Origin of the sequence: Brakhagea baltica, from assembly GCF_052161605.1 — a bacterium.
Lineage (GTDB): Bacteria > Planctomycetota > Planctomycetia > Pirellulales > Pirellulaceae > JBKCUI01.
The window spans coordinates 4,473,005-4,488,247 of record NZ_CP197409.1 but is presented as its reverse complement, the minus strand read 5'-3'; the positions used below and the strand labels follow the sequence as shown (position 1 = coordinate 4,488,247).

Below are 15,243 nucleotides of genomic sequence, written 5' to 3'. Positions count from 1 at the left end.
TGGCTAAGGCGAGCGGCAAATGATTTTTTACCTGCTGTAGTGGAACTCACCAGAGTTCCCACTTCTGAAAGGAATTCTGGCGAATCCCACTACGGTAGATTTATTTCTGCCGCTCGCCTAACCGGCTATGACTTGCATTTTCGTTGCGATTCTGGAGCAGAATAAAGATAGAGGCAGCAATCAAATCGGCGGTCGTTCCGGGGTTCGCTAACTGTTTACCCGACTCGCTTCGCTGACTTCTCATCCAGCTGTCGATTTCTCGCCACTTCGAGGCCCAGGATTCTCCCGCGTCCATTCGCTTTTTCAATTCTCGACACTCCTCGCGAACTTTCTCGGCTATCGTCTCCCCAACTTTTCGGACGATCAGACTATCCAAACGTTCTGATAATATCTCGACTTGCAGCCTCTGAACGGCTCCCTCTAGCCCGACGGTATGGTCCTGTGTCGATATAGATTGCTGCTGTGGTGGAACCCGTGACGCTTGCAGTTCGCTCTCTTCCGATGTCAACTCCCACAAGCGTTGCGAGTATCGATGAACTAGCTCGAAATCTGTAACGAATTGTAAAGCGATATCGTCATACTGTGACGCCAACTGCATGGCCTCCATTAACGACTGAGGAGCCGGCCCGGCCACATCCATTTCCTCGGTGCGGCCCATGCCACCGGGATTGGCTTCTTGAATCGCTCGGTAAACCAACTCAGAATCGCGCGGAGTCATCTGCTCCAAAACGCTAGCCACAGGGATCTTTCTCTCTTTCGATACGATCAATGGTGCGAGCAACAAGATCGTTCCTAAGCTCGTGTTCGTGCCTGCAGCCTTCATCATCGACTGGGTCATAGCAAGGCAATAGTCTCCGACACCACAAACTGCCGCTGTGGAAACTGCCGCTGTGGGCTGCGAAGCACCCCCACCCTGATCTCTGATGGCCATTCCGTCGATCCCGTCTGTACTAGCCATGCTGACCATGCGGTCAATCGTCTTGCCCATGGCTAATGCAGCATCGCAGAACATCGGGTAGCTCAAATCGCTGAACTCAGCACCGGGATAGACGTTTCCCAATTTTGGAGCAGAGCATTCCGCTACGATTGCCCTGCGAACCAGTTCACCAGTCGTTACCAAGTCGAATCACTTTCTTTAGAGCCACTAAACTTCCGCGTCCTATATTCGTCCACAAGATAGCAAATTAGCATAGAAATGCGTTTTGAACTATACTCGACCGCTGTACGAGTGCGATCCTCAATGATCCGGAGATGGATTTTTATGCTAGTTCGATTGCTCAGGTTGAGTTGCTGTTTCTTCTTTATTTCGATTCACATTACAACCTCACCTCCAACCGCTAGAGCTGATTCCCCAAAAGAGCTTACAGTAACGGTACCTCCAGATTCATTTTTTGAGTTGGTTCGCGAGCGAGATCGAACCGCAGCGTTGGCGTTTTATCGCAAGTACCTCGATGTTGAGGGATTACCGGTTGTGGCAGCAGAATCGGTCGACGACGCAGCGTTGCTGAGAACCCACGATATTGTCTCTCATATGCTGGCTGGGCGACGTGATATTCTGGCACAGATGAAGCAGAATGGCATGTATCTCATTATCATCGGCAAGGATCAGGTCTACACGGATATGCCGGAGTATCGCAATCATCCCAACCCGGCGTTTCAGAACGAACGTGTACGTGGGACTGGTGGTAAGCCAACGAGTTTCGGTGAGGAGAATCTGCTGAGCCTCGCTTTGGATCGCTACGATGACGAAAGTATCGGCGTTCATGAGTTTTGTCATACCATTGATGGGGCGCTGCGTACACTCGATCCGACTTGGTCTTCGCGACTCCGCAGCACCTATCAAGTGGCGATGGATAAGGGGCTGTACCAAAACGCCTATGCGAGTAGCAATGCGGGTGAGTACTGGGCCGAAATCTGCCAGGCCTACTTTGACTGCAACCGAGTCAATAATTGGAATCATGGTCCAGTCGGAACCAGAGAACAATTAAAGGCTTATGATCCGTTGGGTTACGAGCTCGTTCGTTCCACATTCCAGCTCTCGCCCGAACAGGATTGGCGATACCGCTTTCCACGCACTCTTCCCGTCGTTGAGACGCCTCCCGTTTCTCTCAACATCGATCCGCATTACACCAAATTTACATGGGCTCGAGAATTCACGGTCGTAGGGCGAGGAGCGAGTGACGAAGCGATTTTGAAAGCCAACGATGGAATTCGCAAGATGTTCGCCTATCGTCACGATTTGCTGAAGGCGTTGATCGCACAAAGGCTCAAGCTGGTCGTGCTCGGCCGGGACGAGTCTTTAGGTTCGCTACCAGAACTGCAATCGCCAGAGATACGAAAAGACGTCGACTTACTCGCTCGCTACATGACTTATGACCCACGCGTAAGTATTCTGGTCGTGAGCGAAGAGAACCTATTGAATTCGCCTCATCAAGTGGGGACAGGAGATAGCCAGCTCATTCGAGTTTTCGCAGATGCGATTTACAAGGTTGCAGGTCTCAGGCCAGTGGATCCAGAATGGGAGAATCGACCGAGAGGCGTTTGGCAACAGTACGAATTGCGATTAAAGCGACTCGACACAACGTTCGATGAGCGATTGGGCGTGTTGCACAAGCAAGCCATCGAAGCAGGAAAATGGCGGGGCACCTCAGCTATACAGGATCGTGCCAGTTATTGGGTGACTGGGGTATTGGCTTATTTCGATGCCGCTGGTCAATCGGCGACTCCCACCGACTCCAGGCGTGCGGTCGAGACTCGGGAACACCTAGAGAATTACGACAACGATCTGTTCGAACTCGTGAACGAAACCATGGCTTACGACAACCGAGTCGACTGGCGTTGGCCTAGGTAACAATGAATGCCCATGCCTCGTCTTTTCAAGTAACCAGATCACCGTTGTTGACCACCACCCGACTCACGCTGTGAACCTCGCAAGTCTTGAGAGGCAACCACGGCTGTCCCATAAAGACTGAAGACCTAGTGCGACACACAAACAACGGACGGGAACCATGGGGGCTGAATAGCGTTCGTAATACGATACCAAGATGTAGACCGCCCCATAACCAAACCAAACAGCCAAAACACATGCCATCGGCCATCGAGCAAATTTGCCCATCGCTAGATGTACCATGCACAAGAAAAAAGGAACTCCGTAACAGAGGGCTTGGCCGCTGGACGATATCCACGATGTACTAACGGCCAGGTATGCTGCAGCACGCTGAACCACCTGATATAGCCACACCGGCCGAGCCTCAACAGACGCTCGCATCTCGGCAGCTCGAACTCGTATGTACTCGATTTCCCCTAGTTCGACGTGTCGAATCGCTTCTTGCTCATCAACGTAGGGATGTCCCGAAAAAGAAAGCGGCGTCAATACTCCCGTCGGCGTCCTGCTCGCTAAGGCTGCTTCAAAGGCCGCATTCGATTTAATGGGAACCAGTTGGCCAAAACATAGGTAGTTTCGAATGAGCCACGGCGACTGAATCATCAACATCACAAGCATGGCTAGAACCAAGTGACTTCGTCGCTGAAGATACAACATCGCGGTGCACACCAACCATGCGACCAGTAATGCGGGACTTAGCAGGCTGGTCAGACCTCCCAAGCATCCCCAACGCAATGTTGATAGAATGGTCGGGGCCGATGAGACGGATTGGTTCCCGTTTCTGAAACAACTCAAAAGGATCCAGGCTGCCATGAACATCAGAAAAGGAGAATCATGCGTAGACCGGAAGACATCCTGCCACTGGGCGTACAAGCAGACGAAAAACCCGATGGTTGTGAATAAGGGGCTAATTCCTGCTAGGATCGAGAAACGGAAGATGCACCGCCACGTCACTACGACGCATCCGACGCTGCACGAATGCAATAGTATGGCTGTCCAGAATTCACTGCGGCCCGTAATCGTGTAAAGCGTACCGATGAGTATGGGCAAGCCGGGTGGCATCCATGCGGTCGGTCCCGAGGCAACTCGAAAGGGAGAGGAAAACCCACGTCCTTCGGCCAGAGACTTGCCAATGTAGAAATACTCCGAACCCAACGGCAGATCATCGCTTTTAGGTAGCCACTCCGTCTGAAACCGATGCGAGTTAATCCAAGGAATCGAGCTAATAATTCCACCGAGCAAAATGGCACATGCACCGCTCCAGAGGCAGATTCGGCGAGTGTTTTGGAGTGAAAAAAATGACTTGCCGATCATCGCACCTGCACACGGTTCCAGCAGCCCTATTGGCGAGCTCGTTTGAAGAAACGGACACCAACGTACACGAAGCATAACGCGCAGACAGCGTAGAAATACACCCAACTCCAATTGATACGGTCTTCGCTTTCGAAGACGGGTGTTTTGATTCCATAAAACTCCAACTCGAATTCCTCTTTCGGCGGCGCATCGGCAACGAGATTGGACCAAATGGCCTTCTCGCTGTTTAGGCGATGTCCATTTACGTCGAGGTATTCTAGCAACACGGATTTTGGAATAGGAATGCTACCATCGCCTTCGGATTCGTATTCCAATCGGACGCGTTTCTTTCCCTTTCTACCTCCGACGCTTAGATCCAAACGATACTCCGTGATGCGATACCCAGATGAACTGTCCAGAAGAATAGTCGCCTCGTCAAATACAGGTGGTTTCGTCGCGGAATTCTTTGCGTTCCAATCGTAACTGTCCATCCCTGGATTGTACTTAAGCCTCAGTTCGATTAGCTTCGGATTCCCTTGATCATGCTTGAGAGACAAGACGGTATAGTCGTCGGAACGAAGTAACTCTGTCAGTTTGTTCTCCACAATCGACAGTGATTCAAATAGAATCGGAGCAATCGTTCTGGTCTGCTTACTGCCTGGCTTTTCCATGGCCGCAAGCGACCAATCATCACCTTTGGGACGACGGATAACAAAATAGCCACTCTTGTTCCACAAGCTAACAACGGTCCCATCCTTCTCCTCCTCGACTTGCTTTGCCAACTCCGATCGCACGCAAAACTCGAAATCGACTCGCTTCCCGAAGCTGTAATGTCCTGAGCAAACAAGCGAATTAAGCGTCTGTTCGAGCTCGTCTAATTTCTTCAACACCGAAGACAATTCCGGTTGTTGAGCTTGAACAACCGCTACGGATTGAAATAGTCCGAAAAGGAACACCATTAACAAAAAGTATCGGAGTTGCATCACTTACTCTCCATGAACAACGTCGAATTCAAATCCAGCTTACGACAATCACTCAGACAACAGTGCCAAGACGAATGCCGGGATTTTTACTGACGGCTTAACAACTAGCTCATCATCGCACCTACAAACGGCTACATCAATACTACAGGCTAGTTCGTTTAAAGAAACGAACACCTAGATAGAAAAATACGATGCCCAGAGCGCTGAGAATCGACACATAGCGCCAGTTGATCTCTGAGGCTGGTTTGGGAGTCTTTAGGCCGTAAAATTCGAGTGTGAATTCTTCCTCCGGGATTAGTGCTGGTTTACAAGACAGCTCCGCATGAATCGTGGTAAAAACCTGTTTGCCATCGATCGAAACATAAGACGTCTTAACCACAGTTGGGATGTACGGCAGATCGATGTTCTCATACCTACTGTTCGTCTCGCCAACCTCCACGCTCACAGACGCGTTTTTGACCGAACGTTCGGCTCGGTAAGACATAACCCTAAACTTGTTATTTGGGTCTAGATGAATTAATGCTTTGTCAAACCGTGGACGGTCTGATTGGGTTGGCGGATACTTCTTCGGATCAAGATCAGCAATTTTTCCGATGTATTCGATTTCTAGAACGACATCGCTTGGACCAATCTTTTTCACTTTGGTTACTCGATGCTCTTTGGAATCTACCAAGTAAAGTAGTCTGGCATTTCGGATCGAAACACCTGCCAAACAAGTGAGTGTCATACGATCAATTGTCCATGGTTCATCTTTACCGACAGCTCCCAAAGTCCAATCTTCGGCTGGCGGTTTTCTTAAAACATAGACGCCTGATCGATTCCATAGCTTGACGGTCTCCTCACCATTTTTCTCCGACTTTTCTATTTGCTTTTCGAGCTTACCGTTCAACTGGAATGAGACCACTTGATCCCCTGGTGATTTACCACCAGCGTGATACTTGAACTGCACTCGTAGATTACCTTCAATCTGCATTGCCTCTTGCTCAATTTCGGCCCATCCCTTTCTAGCTTGGTTGAGCAAATCGAGATCAATCTCGCTTGATGATGCGAGCGTAGCAATGCAAGACAGCAGCAAAGCGGCAGTCGGGTAAACAGCCAGAGACAGCATTGGTCCCCAAGATGCGAATAAGCTCAGCAGAACGAATATCGTTTTCATCCCAGTCATGCTTTCTTCGCTATCTTCAAGTACACATAGCGTCCGATCACAAACACGGCCGCGATATTAAACGCCCAATACGCATAGTTGAGCCAATCGGACTTTGGCATAATCCCAGGCTGATTCATGAGAAGGTATTTTTGAATCTTTTCGGCCTCCTCGGCCGTGTACGGGTGATGAAGAAATTTTTCATTTCCTGGGATAGGAATCCGCCCACTGCCGTGTGCAGTCGCATCTGCGTATTTCCCCGCAAGGATAACCCCTGTGTGCTTGTCATAGTCGTATATGCCAACATGATCGTCCGGTAAAGGCTCTACACTATGAATCCACACTTCAAGTCCCCAATCGAATTTTGCGTGAGTAGGTATAACGACCGAACCGAAATCTTTAGCCGACACAACGGTCCTTCGCTCAAGTGGCTTTCGCATATTGTCAGGAAGATTTGCTTTCACCAACTTGAGCGGCTGAATACTCGGGTAGCGCGTCGTGTACCATTCGTTATAATAACCATCCGTCCCAATGTAATTGACACGAATATGGTAGCAGGGTAGCCCTAGGTACTCGATCTCACCAAGAAATTCAATTTGCGGGTTGAAGGTATCCCTCTTTAACTGTCCGGCGGCTTGAAAGGGAAGTAGAGGATCAAATCCTGTGGCAATAGTCTCGAGCACAAGAATAGTTTCAGTGAGACAGCCTGAGAAATTCATATTGAAGTTGCTCAGGCGCGCGTCCGGCGGTTTCTGAGAGATCAAATGACGTGTGAAAAGCACTCTTGCCCCATCAATGAAAGCCTCTGCCTCCATGATGATCTTCTTCGCATCGATGTGTGGTTCACCTGGGTTGTCTTCGTAATAGCAAACCTCATATTTGGGAAGCGAGCCTGGTTTTGTCCTCGCGATGTTAACTACGAATTCTCTATCCACATGGGTGGTGTTATCATCTGTCCCATAGCTTCCTTTGACCCGCCCTCGAATGGAAAGCCCTTCGTATTGCCTCCAGTGTTCGAACAGCTCGGATACAAAGTCATCTCCTGAGGCGCCACCAGGCCAAAGGAAAAAAACACAGAGACTCATCATCCATCTTGCAAATCGGGTTTTATCCATGAGCGCTAGATCTCCAAAGTATTGCTCGGTTCAGGTCGCAAGTGACCATCCAAATTTTCATATAAGTGTCAGACTGCATGCCCTGGGATTGCCGAACCCTTCAATGGCTTGCAGGGCACATACTCCGAATCCCTAAAATCGTACGCCCCATGTTCTCCAAGGTGAAAAACCCCCTAACACTTTCGCGTTTCTATTAGATGCGACAAATGGAATGAATCTGCGACATGGATTCATGGGATTTTTCCCAAATTGCTCCGGCTGGAGATGGCATGTCGACAATCTACCTATCCAATCGTTAGCTTTGCGGGAACGCGACTAGCGGAAAAGTGTGTCGAAGGCAGGTTGGTCTCTGGGGAGTTTTGTCGTAACATTGATGCTGATCTAGCTAATGAACCTTAGGCTTCAGACGGGACTAGCCCGTCTGGGAGCCTTTGTAATCTCTTTGCCGCGATCTAGCCAACGAACCGTACGCTCCGGTCGGGCAAGCCGACCGGGGGCGAGGCTAATGGTGGGAACACAATCACCCTGTCTGGGCCCCCGATGGGCTTGTCCCATCGGTGCCAATGGTTCGCGGCTAGAACAACCCCAAAACACGCGTACACTCCCAATATTGTGCAGACCCCGACGGGCTTGCCCCGTCCGGTGAATCAGGTTCCCAAGCTAGACCTGCGTTTGAGACTCATTTTGCTAACCAGCGGATGTACTCAATGTCTCGATTATCCGGCCCCCTCCGGTCTATCATCCCTCGCTCAACGAGAGTGATTCAATCGATACACGAGGTGGCTGCCGCCAATGTAGTCCTGAGCAGGTAGTGGCCTAAACTGTTCATGCAAACTGGGGTCCATGGCGAGATCACTTTTGCTGACCACGATCCAACAAGGGCTTACTAATTCATCGAAGCTCCCATTGAACGATAGGAAATCCCCGCCAACGGCTTCCAACTCCCGTTCGCCCGAGAAGGACGAACGGACATAGACCGGTTCTCCTCGTGAATGGGATGCAATCCAATCTTGGACGCGATAGGTATCTTGCCCCCAATCGGACGCATCGTTGAAAAGACATCGATAACCGGTTTGATTGCCCCCTGCGAGGACGTTAAATGCTCCTAGCCAATGGGGTGCCACCATGGCACTGCCAATCACCGTCATCCCCAATCCGATTAGGCAGCTACCACCCACCCATCGAAGCATTCCAGGTGCTGCCAACGCCCGAGCACTAGTTACCGCCACGATCAAGATCAAAGCAGGATACACGGGCAAAATATAGCGGTGCTGCTGCGCGAATCCATCTTGAGCGGCCGTTACCAATAGCAATACCAAGATCAGCAGGCTTGGTAGTATCAACCCAGATCGCATCTTGGAGCCCCCGGCTATCCCAATCACGATCGAACCTGTGATAGCCAACCAAGTCCCCAACGGGAGCTTGACCAGCATGCTGTAAAGGTAGAACCACCACCAGCCATGATCGCTACGGATCCCGGCGGCAAACGAGGGCAAGCCTATCTCAAAATCAAATTGCTGTCGGTCAATCCCGAGCAACATTTCCGCAGGAACCGGTACCGGGAGGGGGACACGTCCGTTATCGAAGTAGCTTGCTCCTGGAATTCGCGATAACACGATTTCGAGTTGCGACTGCCATTCTCGAAAAGTGCCACTGACGAATTCGTATTCGAGGAAATCTTGTCCCAAGCCTTGGAATCGGTACGGAATAGGAACGATCAGCAGCACCGTGACTCCCACCAAAACAAGTCGACTGAAAAGCCGGACCAGAGAGTATCGATGAGCATTCCATGCTAAAGCAAAAACGATCAAGGGAACAAGTGCCAATGCCGTAAACTTGCATAGAATCGCGATCGCTAAAATAGCCCCTAGCAGGATGGCACGAATGGCGTTGAACTTTTCCAGAGTCCAGCCGAGAACGCGCAAGGTCGCCAGCATCATCACAGCGCAGACAACATCACCCGTGATCAAGGCGCCATGAGATAGGATTTGAGGTTGAGCCAACCAGAAACCTGCGGCCATCCACCCTGCGCGTCGCACCCAGGGACTTGATTCCCCGAGGCTCTGGCCAATCAATTGACGTGCCCAGGACATCAAGAGCCAGCCCCCTAAGAGGGTTACCGCGACAACGGAAAACCTACCCACGGTGAGAGCCCATTGAAAATCGGTGGGATTGCGAATAAACAGTTCCCTACCCAAAGGAAATTCAGGTCGATGCAATCGTAAAGGTTCTGCCGAGATCCGTTCCTGCTGATCATCGGCCCGAAGTCCTGAGACAACACCTGGCAACGCTGCGATGCTACGAAGCAGAGGAGGATTCACGTTAAACATGGCCGTATCGGCGTGTTGCCAATACAGGAGCCCCGCATACAAATGACCAAACTCATCATTTACGGGTGATTGGTAGATTGCGGAGACAAGAAGACAAGCAGCGGCAACACACCAACCGAATAGAGGAAGAATCAAACGATTCCGACTAAGATTACTTAAATATTCTAGCTGACTAAATGAGTCCCGCATTACGTTACTCAGTTAACCAACCATGTGTGCTAAAAGGTAGATCAAGTTGACCGGCGGAGGACTTGAGAACAAGAACAAGGTTGTCGGAGAAATTTCCTATCTGGTTTTTAGGATTCGATATCGTGATTTTCAAAGTCGGTCCAATTGCAGGCATCTCTCTTTCGGTTGCGTAAGACGACCTAGTCAAGCTGGCTTCGTAACTCAGGGCGGCGGGGACTTTGGGATTGCCATCTTTCACGCCGATTACCTCCTGGACCAGTGTCGATTGGGGAAGTCCCGAAATACTAACTTCAATCGTCTTGGGGAAACTGTCCGCATGGTGTGTCACCCCTAGCCACGTCGACTCGGGCTTGATACACACCCCCTCGACGACATTGTACAAAAATCGAGTGGATATTTCGTGCTTCTGTTTTGGAGTGGTCTCGATCTTAAATGATTGCTCGCCTATCCCAAGCACCAGAGGGTTGAGCGACACGTCAAAGGAGACAGAGGCCTGTGGCGCTAACTCTGTAGGGCTAAACGTGCTGGTTAAGCAGGTGCAGCTAAGCACCATCGTGTCAAGACTCACTGTCTCTCGAGTGTGATTGGTTACCGTGAGAGTGGTGGATAACTTCTGGTACCGTTGCACATCCCCCCATTCGACGGTAGCGTTAGAGATGCTACAGGCAATCGCGTTCCCTCGTGCAAAGTACAGTATTGCAACTCCACCCAGTAAAAGCGATAAGCACCCCAAGAGTACTATTATTTTAGACTTCTTGTTCACGTCTTAGTTGTCTTCTTTCGTTGAGAAACAAGAATCGATAACGCAACGAGGGGAAGGATCGTCAGCCAGCAAACCTTTTGCAAAGAAACGGGAGCAGCAAGGTAACGCTGGGAAGGCTCTAAAACGTGCTGCAAAAGGATTCTTCCTTCTTTGTCAGCCAAATCAGAAATGTTCATCTTGATCTCTGATCCAGTACACGGCTCAATAAGATTGGCTTCGTCCTTTCCCAACCAATCCACGACACAAAAATGTCCGATCTCTGACTCGGCACCTTGTTGAGCAGGAACTAGCACAACGACTTGACCATATTGGAATCTGACCAACCTCTCAACCCACATCAGGCCCAAGAAATCGTGCTGCGATACCGAAAACGATCGGACCTGAAAGCCATTCTCCTCTAGCGTTAATCTAACATCGGTCATGCTCGATGACTGTTGCTGCGCGAGCCGCTGGTATTGCTCCCCGTTCAAGGCGCGTCCAGCTATGCGCCATGCCGCCAGCTCGGCAACAGCCTTACCACAGTACTTAAACTGCCACTGAGGCATCTCATTCGACTCTTGATTGGATAACGCAGCATCATCCGATCGAGACGGTAATACTACCATTGGCGCGAATAAGCTCAGCAGAACGAAAATCTCTTTCATGCCAATCATGCTTTCTTCGCTACTTTCAAGTACACATAGCGTCCGATAACAAACACGGCCGCGATATTAAACGCCCAAAACACGTAGTTGAGCCAATCCGCCTTTGGCTTAACCCCAGGTTGATTCATGAGCAGGTATTTTCGAATCTTTTCAGCTTCCTCGTCAGTGTAGGGGTGATGTAGAAATTTCTCATTCCCTGGGACGGGAATCCGGCCACTGCCGCGTGCTGTCGCGTCAGCGTATTTGCCTCCGAGAATAACCCCTGTGTGCTTGTCATAGTCGAATATGCCAACATGATCATCCGGCAATGGCACTACGCTATGAATCCACACTTCAGAAGGCTTGTTGGAATAAATAAATTTTGCATGAGTAGGCACAACGACCGAACCGAAATTCTTAGCGGAAACAACGGTCCGTCGCTCAAGAATCTTGCGATAATCATCGGGGAGATTCGCTTTTACCAGCTTTAGCGGCTGAATGCTCGGGTATCGCGTCGTGTACCATTCGTGGTAAAAGCCATCCTTTCCAACCCAATTCATACCAATATGGTAACAGGGGAGTCCCAAATACTCGGTCTCACCAAGAATTTCAAACGGCAGGTTGAAGTCAGCCCTCTTTACCTTGCCGACAGCTTGATAGACAGGCCTAATACCAACGCCTCCGACAATTGTCTGCATTATCAGATGCGTTTCGGTCAGACACTCTGAGAAATTCATATTGAGCACGCTAAGTCGCGCACTCGGCGGTTTCTGAGAGATCAAATGACGTGTGAAAAGTACCCGTGCCCCATCAATGAAAGCCTCTGCCTCCATAATGATCTTCTTCGCATCGATGTGTGGTTCACCGGGATTGTCTTCGTAGTAGCAAACCTCATATTTGGGAGGCGAACCTGGTTGTGTTCGAGCGATATTAACCACGAAATCTCTGTCCAAGTGGGTGTCATGCTCCTCTGTACCAGCTACTCCAATGATTCCTCTGACCCGACCTCGAAAGGAAAGCCCTTCGTATTGCCTCCATTGATCGAACACCTCGGATACAAAGTCGTCACCGGAAACGATTGCAGGCCAAAGGCAAAAGAGCCAGAGACCCACCATCCATCGTGCAAATCGCGTTATCTCCATAAAATCTCTTTCTCTTAACACAGCGTCTTGATGTGTAGGTTGGGAATACGAAAACTCAAATCCATAGGCTTGGGTGACCTGCGACGAGCCTAACACTAAGCTAAATGGCCGTTACCATTTAGCTTGAAACTACAGTGACGACTAAAACAAACTACACGTCCGGTAATCAGTGATAGTCATGAAACTGTTAATTGCCTTCGTCTCAAAGGAAACTTCCCACAATTCACCCATTAAGGCGAATACCTGTCCAACGCCTAAGGTGATACTGTACAAACTTCGTAATTGCCGCAATGTGCATTTCCCGTTGACACCCACACAAAACCACCTTCTTGTAGTGCTTTGCATTGATAGGCCTGTCCAATGGGGCAAGTCACCAAAGCGGTGCCTGAGCAGTTTGACCACCATCCACTCATTGTTTGACAAGTTTCAATATTCTTTAGGGTACAATTAGTCCCAACATCACCTTCTTGGGTACTGTCACATGGCCCTCCAGGTGCATGACTTCCGTTATAGCAACCATTATTACTAACTAACATACACGTCTTAACAGAAAACACTCCTGCACCGACGGCATTAGCCTCTTCTGAGATATCGAGCTGCCTTGTGGAATCAGATAGACTTAATCCGAGCCCAGCAACTGCCAACGCTAAGCATCCAAAAATCGTACGCATAATTCTCTCCAATTTGGAAATCCATCAAACAAACAAACTCGTTACAATGATATGCGACAAACGGAGCGATTTTGCAACATGGATTATCGGGAAATTTTTAGAGTCCGAAAACAAGACAATCGCGGGCCGAGCGGGAGAGGATCACCACCAAGCTGTTCGGTGTTACTCCACCGCCTCCATTACGGCCTTGCGTCGGTGGGGGGATGACTAAACAGCTAGAAACGCAAATCCGCATGCCAATCATGCTTTCTTCGCTACTTTCAAGTACACATAGCGTCCGATCACAACAACGGCCGCGATATTAAAGGCCCAAAACACGTAGTTGAGCCAATCGGCCTTGGGCTTAACCCCAGGTTGGTTCATTAGAAGGTACTTGCGAATCTTTTCGGCCTCCTCGTCAGTGTAGGGGTGATGTAGAAATTTTTCGTTCCCTGGGACAGGAATCCGGCCACTACCGCGTGCTGTCGCGTCAGCGTATTTGCCTCCGAGGATAACCCCTGTGTGCTTGTCATAGTCGTATATGCCAACATGATCATCCGGCAATGGCTCTACGCCATGAATCCACACTTCAGAAGGCTTGTTGGAATAAATAAATTTTGCATGAGTAGGCATAACGACGGATCCGAAATTTTTAGCGGAAACAACGGTCCTTCCCTCAAGAATCTTGCGATAATCATCGGGGAGATTCGCTTTCACCAGCTTTAGCGGCTGAATGCTCGGGTATCGCGTCGTGTACCATTCGTGGTAATTGCCATCCTTTCCAGCCCAATTGATACGAATATGGTAACAGGGGAGTCCCAGATACTCGGTCTCACCAAGAAATTCAATCGGGAGGTTGAAGTCAGCCCTCTTTACCTTTCCGACAGCATGATAGACAGGCCTAGTATCAAGGCCTCCGACAATTGTCCGCAAAATTAGATGCGTTTCGGTCATACAGTCTGAGAAGTTCATGTTGAGAACACTAAGTCGCGCACTCGGCGGTTTCTGAGAGATCAAATGACGTGTGAAAAGTACCCGTGCCCCATCAATGAAAGCCTCTGCCTCCATGATGATCTTCTTGGCGTCGATGTGTGGTTCACCAGGATTGTCTTCGTAGTAGCAAACATCATATTTGGGAGGCGAGCCTGGTTTCGTCCTCGCGATGTTAACGACAAACTCTCTATCCACGTGAGCGATGTTATCATCTGTCCCATAGGTTCCTTTGACCCGCCCCCGAATGGAAAGCCCTTCGTATTGCCTCCATTGATCGAACACCTCGGATACAAAGTCGTCACCGGAAACGATTGCAGGCCAAAGGCAAAAGAGCCAGAGACCCACCATCCATCGTGCAAATCGCGTTATCTCCATAAAATCTCTTTCTCTTAACACAGCGTCTTGATGTGTAGGTTGGGAATACGAAAACTCAAATCCATAGGCTTGGGTGACCTGCGACGAGCCTAACACTAAGCTAAATGATCATTACCATTTAACTTGACACTACTGCGACCACGGAAACCACCTACACGTTCGGTAATCAGTGATACTCATGAAACTGTGAATCGCCTACGTCTCAAATGAACCTTCCCACAATTCACCCATTAAGGCGAATACTTGTCCAACGCCTAAGGTGATACTGTGCAAACTTCGTAATTGCCGCAAGGTGCATTTGCATTGATCGATATCCACGCAAAACCGCCTCCCGCGAGTGCTTGGCATTGATAGGCATGTCCAGCGGGACAAGTTACCAAAGCGGTGCCTGAGCAGTTTGACCACCATCCACTCATTGTTTGACAAGTTTCAATGTTCCTTAGGTCACAATTAGTCCCAACATCACCTTCTTGGGTACTGTCACATGGGCCTCCAGGTGCATGACTTCCGTTATAGCAACCATTATTACTAACTAATATACACGTCTTAACAGAAAACACCCCTGCACCGACGGCATTAGCCTCTTCTGAAGGATCGAGCAACCTTGTGGAATCAGATAGACTTAATCCGAGTCCAGCAACCGCCAACGCCAAGCATCCAAAAATCGTACGCATAATTCTCTCCAATTCGCAAATCTATCGAACAAACAAACCCGTTATAATGATATGCGACAAACGGGGTTATTTTGCGACATGGATT

Annotated in this window: 11 protein-coding genes; 1 reads left to right on the top strand and 10 read right to left on the bottom strand. The window is 49.5% G+C overall.

The window, feature by feature from the left end; genetic code table 11:
* Positions 1-100 precede the first annotated feature (100 nt).
* Positions 101-1,120: a triphosphoribosyl-dephospho-CoA synthase gene (locus SH449x_RS17120; protein WP_482377296.1), complete on the bottom strand. Its 1,020-nt coding sequence runs from the start codon at positions 1,118-1,120 to the stop codon at positions 101-103.
* Positions 1,121-1,261: 141 nt separating this feature from the next.
* On the opposite strand from SH449x_RS17120, the gene SH449x_RS17115 reads away from it, so the two are divergent.
* The gene (locus tag SH449x_RS17115; protein ID WP_482377295.1) at positions 1,262-2,851 is read left to right on the top strand and encodes a hypothetical protein; all 1,590 of its coding nucleotides are present in this window, start codon (positions 1,262-1,264) and stop codon (positions 2,849-2,851) included.
* Between the two features lie 63 nt (positions 2,852-2,914).
* On the opposite strand, the gene SH449x_RS17110 is transcribed toward SH449x_RS17115, so the two are convergent.
* The 9 genes from SH449x_RS17110 to SH449x_RS17070 all read right to left on the bottom strand — a co-directional run bounded on the left by SH449x_RS17110 (position 2,915) and on the right by SH449x_RS17070 (position 14,484).
* Complete coding sequence (locus SH449x_RS17110; RefSeq protein ID WP_482377294.1) at positions 2,915-4,198, bottom strand: hypothetical protein; 1,284 nt, start codon at positions 4,196-4,198, stop codon at positions 2,915-2,917.
* 26 nt (positions 4,199-4,224) lie between these two features.
* Positions 4,225-5,160 carry a hypothetical protein gene (locus SH449x_RS17105; protein ID WP_482377293.1) on the bottom strand — a complete coding sequence of 312 codons (936 nt, stop codon included), beginning with the start codon at positions 5,158-5,160 and terminating at the stop codon, positions 4,225-4,227.
* Positions 5,161-5,302: 142 nt separating this feature from the next.
* Positions 5,303-6,316 (bottom strand): hypothetical protein, encoded by a 1,014-nt coding sequence (locus tag SH449x_RS17100; RefSeq protein WP_482377292.1) that lies wholly within the window; start codon positions 6,314-6,316, stop codon positions 5,303-5,305.
* A 5-nt stretch (positions 6,317-6,321) separates the two neighbouring features.
* Positions 6,322-7,419, bottom strand: coding sequence for a hypothetical protein (locus SH449x_RS17095; protein ID WP_482377291.1), 1,098 nt, complete (start codon positions 7,417-7,419; stop codon positions 6,322-6,324).
* Positions 7,420-8,168: 749 nt separating this feature from the next.
* Entirely contained in the window at positions 8,169-9,884 is a 1,716-nt protein-coding gene (locus SH449x_RS17090) for a hypothetical protein (protein WP_482377290.1), read from the bottom strand.
* Between the two features lie 58 nt (positions 9,885-9,942).
* Positions 9,943-10,701 carry an Ig-like domain-containing protein gene (locus SH449x_RS17085; RefSeq protein ID WP_482377289.1) on the bottom strand — a complete coding sequence of 253 codons (759 nt, stop codon included), beginning with the start codon at positions 10,699-10,701 and terminating at the stop codon, positions 9,943-9,945.
* Positions 10,698-11,345 carry a hypothetical protein gene (locus tag SH449x_RS17080; protein WP_482377288.1) on the bottom strand — a complete coding sequence of 216 codons (648 nt, stop codon included), beginning with the start codon at positions 11,343-11,345 and terminating at the stop codon, positions 10,698-10,700. The genes SH449x_RS17085 and SH449x_RS17080 overlap by 4 nt, the downstream gene beginning before the upstream one ends.
* A 5-nt stretch (positions 11,346-11,350) precedes the next feature.
* Entirely contained in the window at positions 11,351-12,466 is a 1,116-nt protein-coding gene (locus SH449x_RS17075; protein WP_482377287.1) for a hypothetical protein, read from the bottom strand.
* Between the two features lie 911 nt (positions 12,467-13,377).
* A complete protein-coding gene (locus SH449x_RS17070; RefSeq protein ID WP_482377286.1) occupies positions 13,378-14,484 on the bottom strand; it encodes a hypothetical protein in 1,107 nt (368 codons plus the stop codon).
* Between the last annotated feature and the right edge of the window lie 759 nt (positions 14,485-15,243).

What these genes read in the sequence shown, in the direction of transcription:
- SH449x_RS17105 (WP_482377293.1), bottom strand. Translation starts at nt 5,160, where the DNA reads ATGCAACTCCGATACTTTTTGTTAATGGTGTTCCTTTTCGGACTATTT.
- SH449x_RS17110 (WP_482377294.1), bottom strand. Translation starts at nt 4,198, where the DNA reads ATGATCGGCAAGTCATTTTTTTCACTCCAAAACACTCGCCGAATCTGC.
- SH449x_RS17080 (WP_482377288.1), bottom strand. Translation starts at nt 11,345, where the DNA reads ATGAAAGAGATTTTCGTTCTGCTGAGCTTATTCGCGCCAATGGTAGTA.
- SH449x_RS17070 (WP_482377286.1), bottom strand. Translation starts at nt 14,484, where the DNA reads ATGGAGATAACGCGATTTGCACGATGGATGGTGGGTCTCTGGCTCTTT.
- SH449x_RS17075 (WP_482377287.1), bottom strand. Translation starts at nt 12,466, where the DNA reads ATGGAGATAACGCGATTTGCACGATGGATGGTGGGTCTCTGGCTCTTT.
- SH449x_RS17115 (WP_482377295.1), top strand. Translation starts at nt 1,262, where the DNA reads ATGCTAGTTCGATTGCTCAGGTTGAGTTGCTGTTTCTTCTTTATTTCG.
- SH449x_RS17095 (WP_482377291.1), bottom strand. Translation starts at nt 7,419, where the DNA reads ATGGATAAAACCCGATTTGCAAGATGGATGATGAGTCTCTGTGTTTTT.
- SH449x_RS17100 (WP_482377292.1), bottom strand. Translation starts at nt 6,316, where the DNA reads ATGAAAACGATATTCGTTCTGCTGAGCTTATTCGCATCTTGGGGACCA.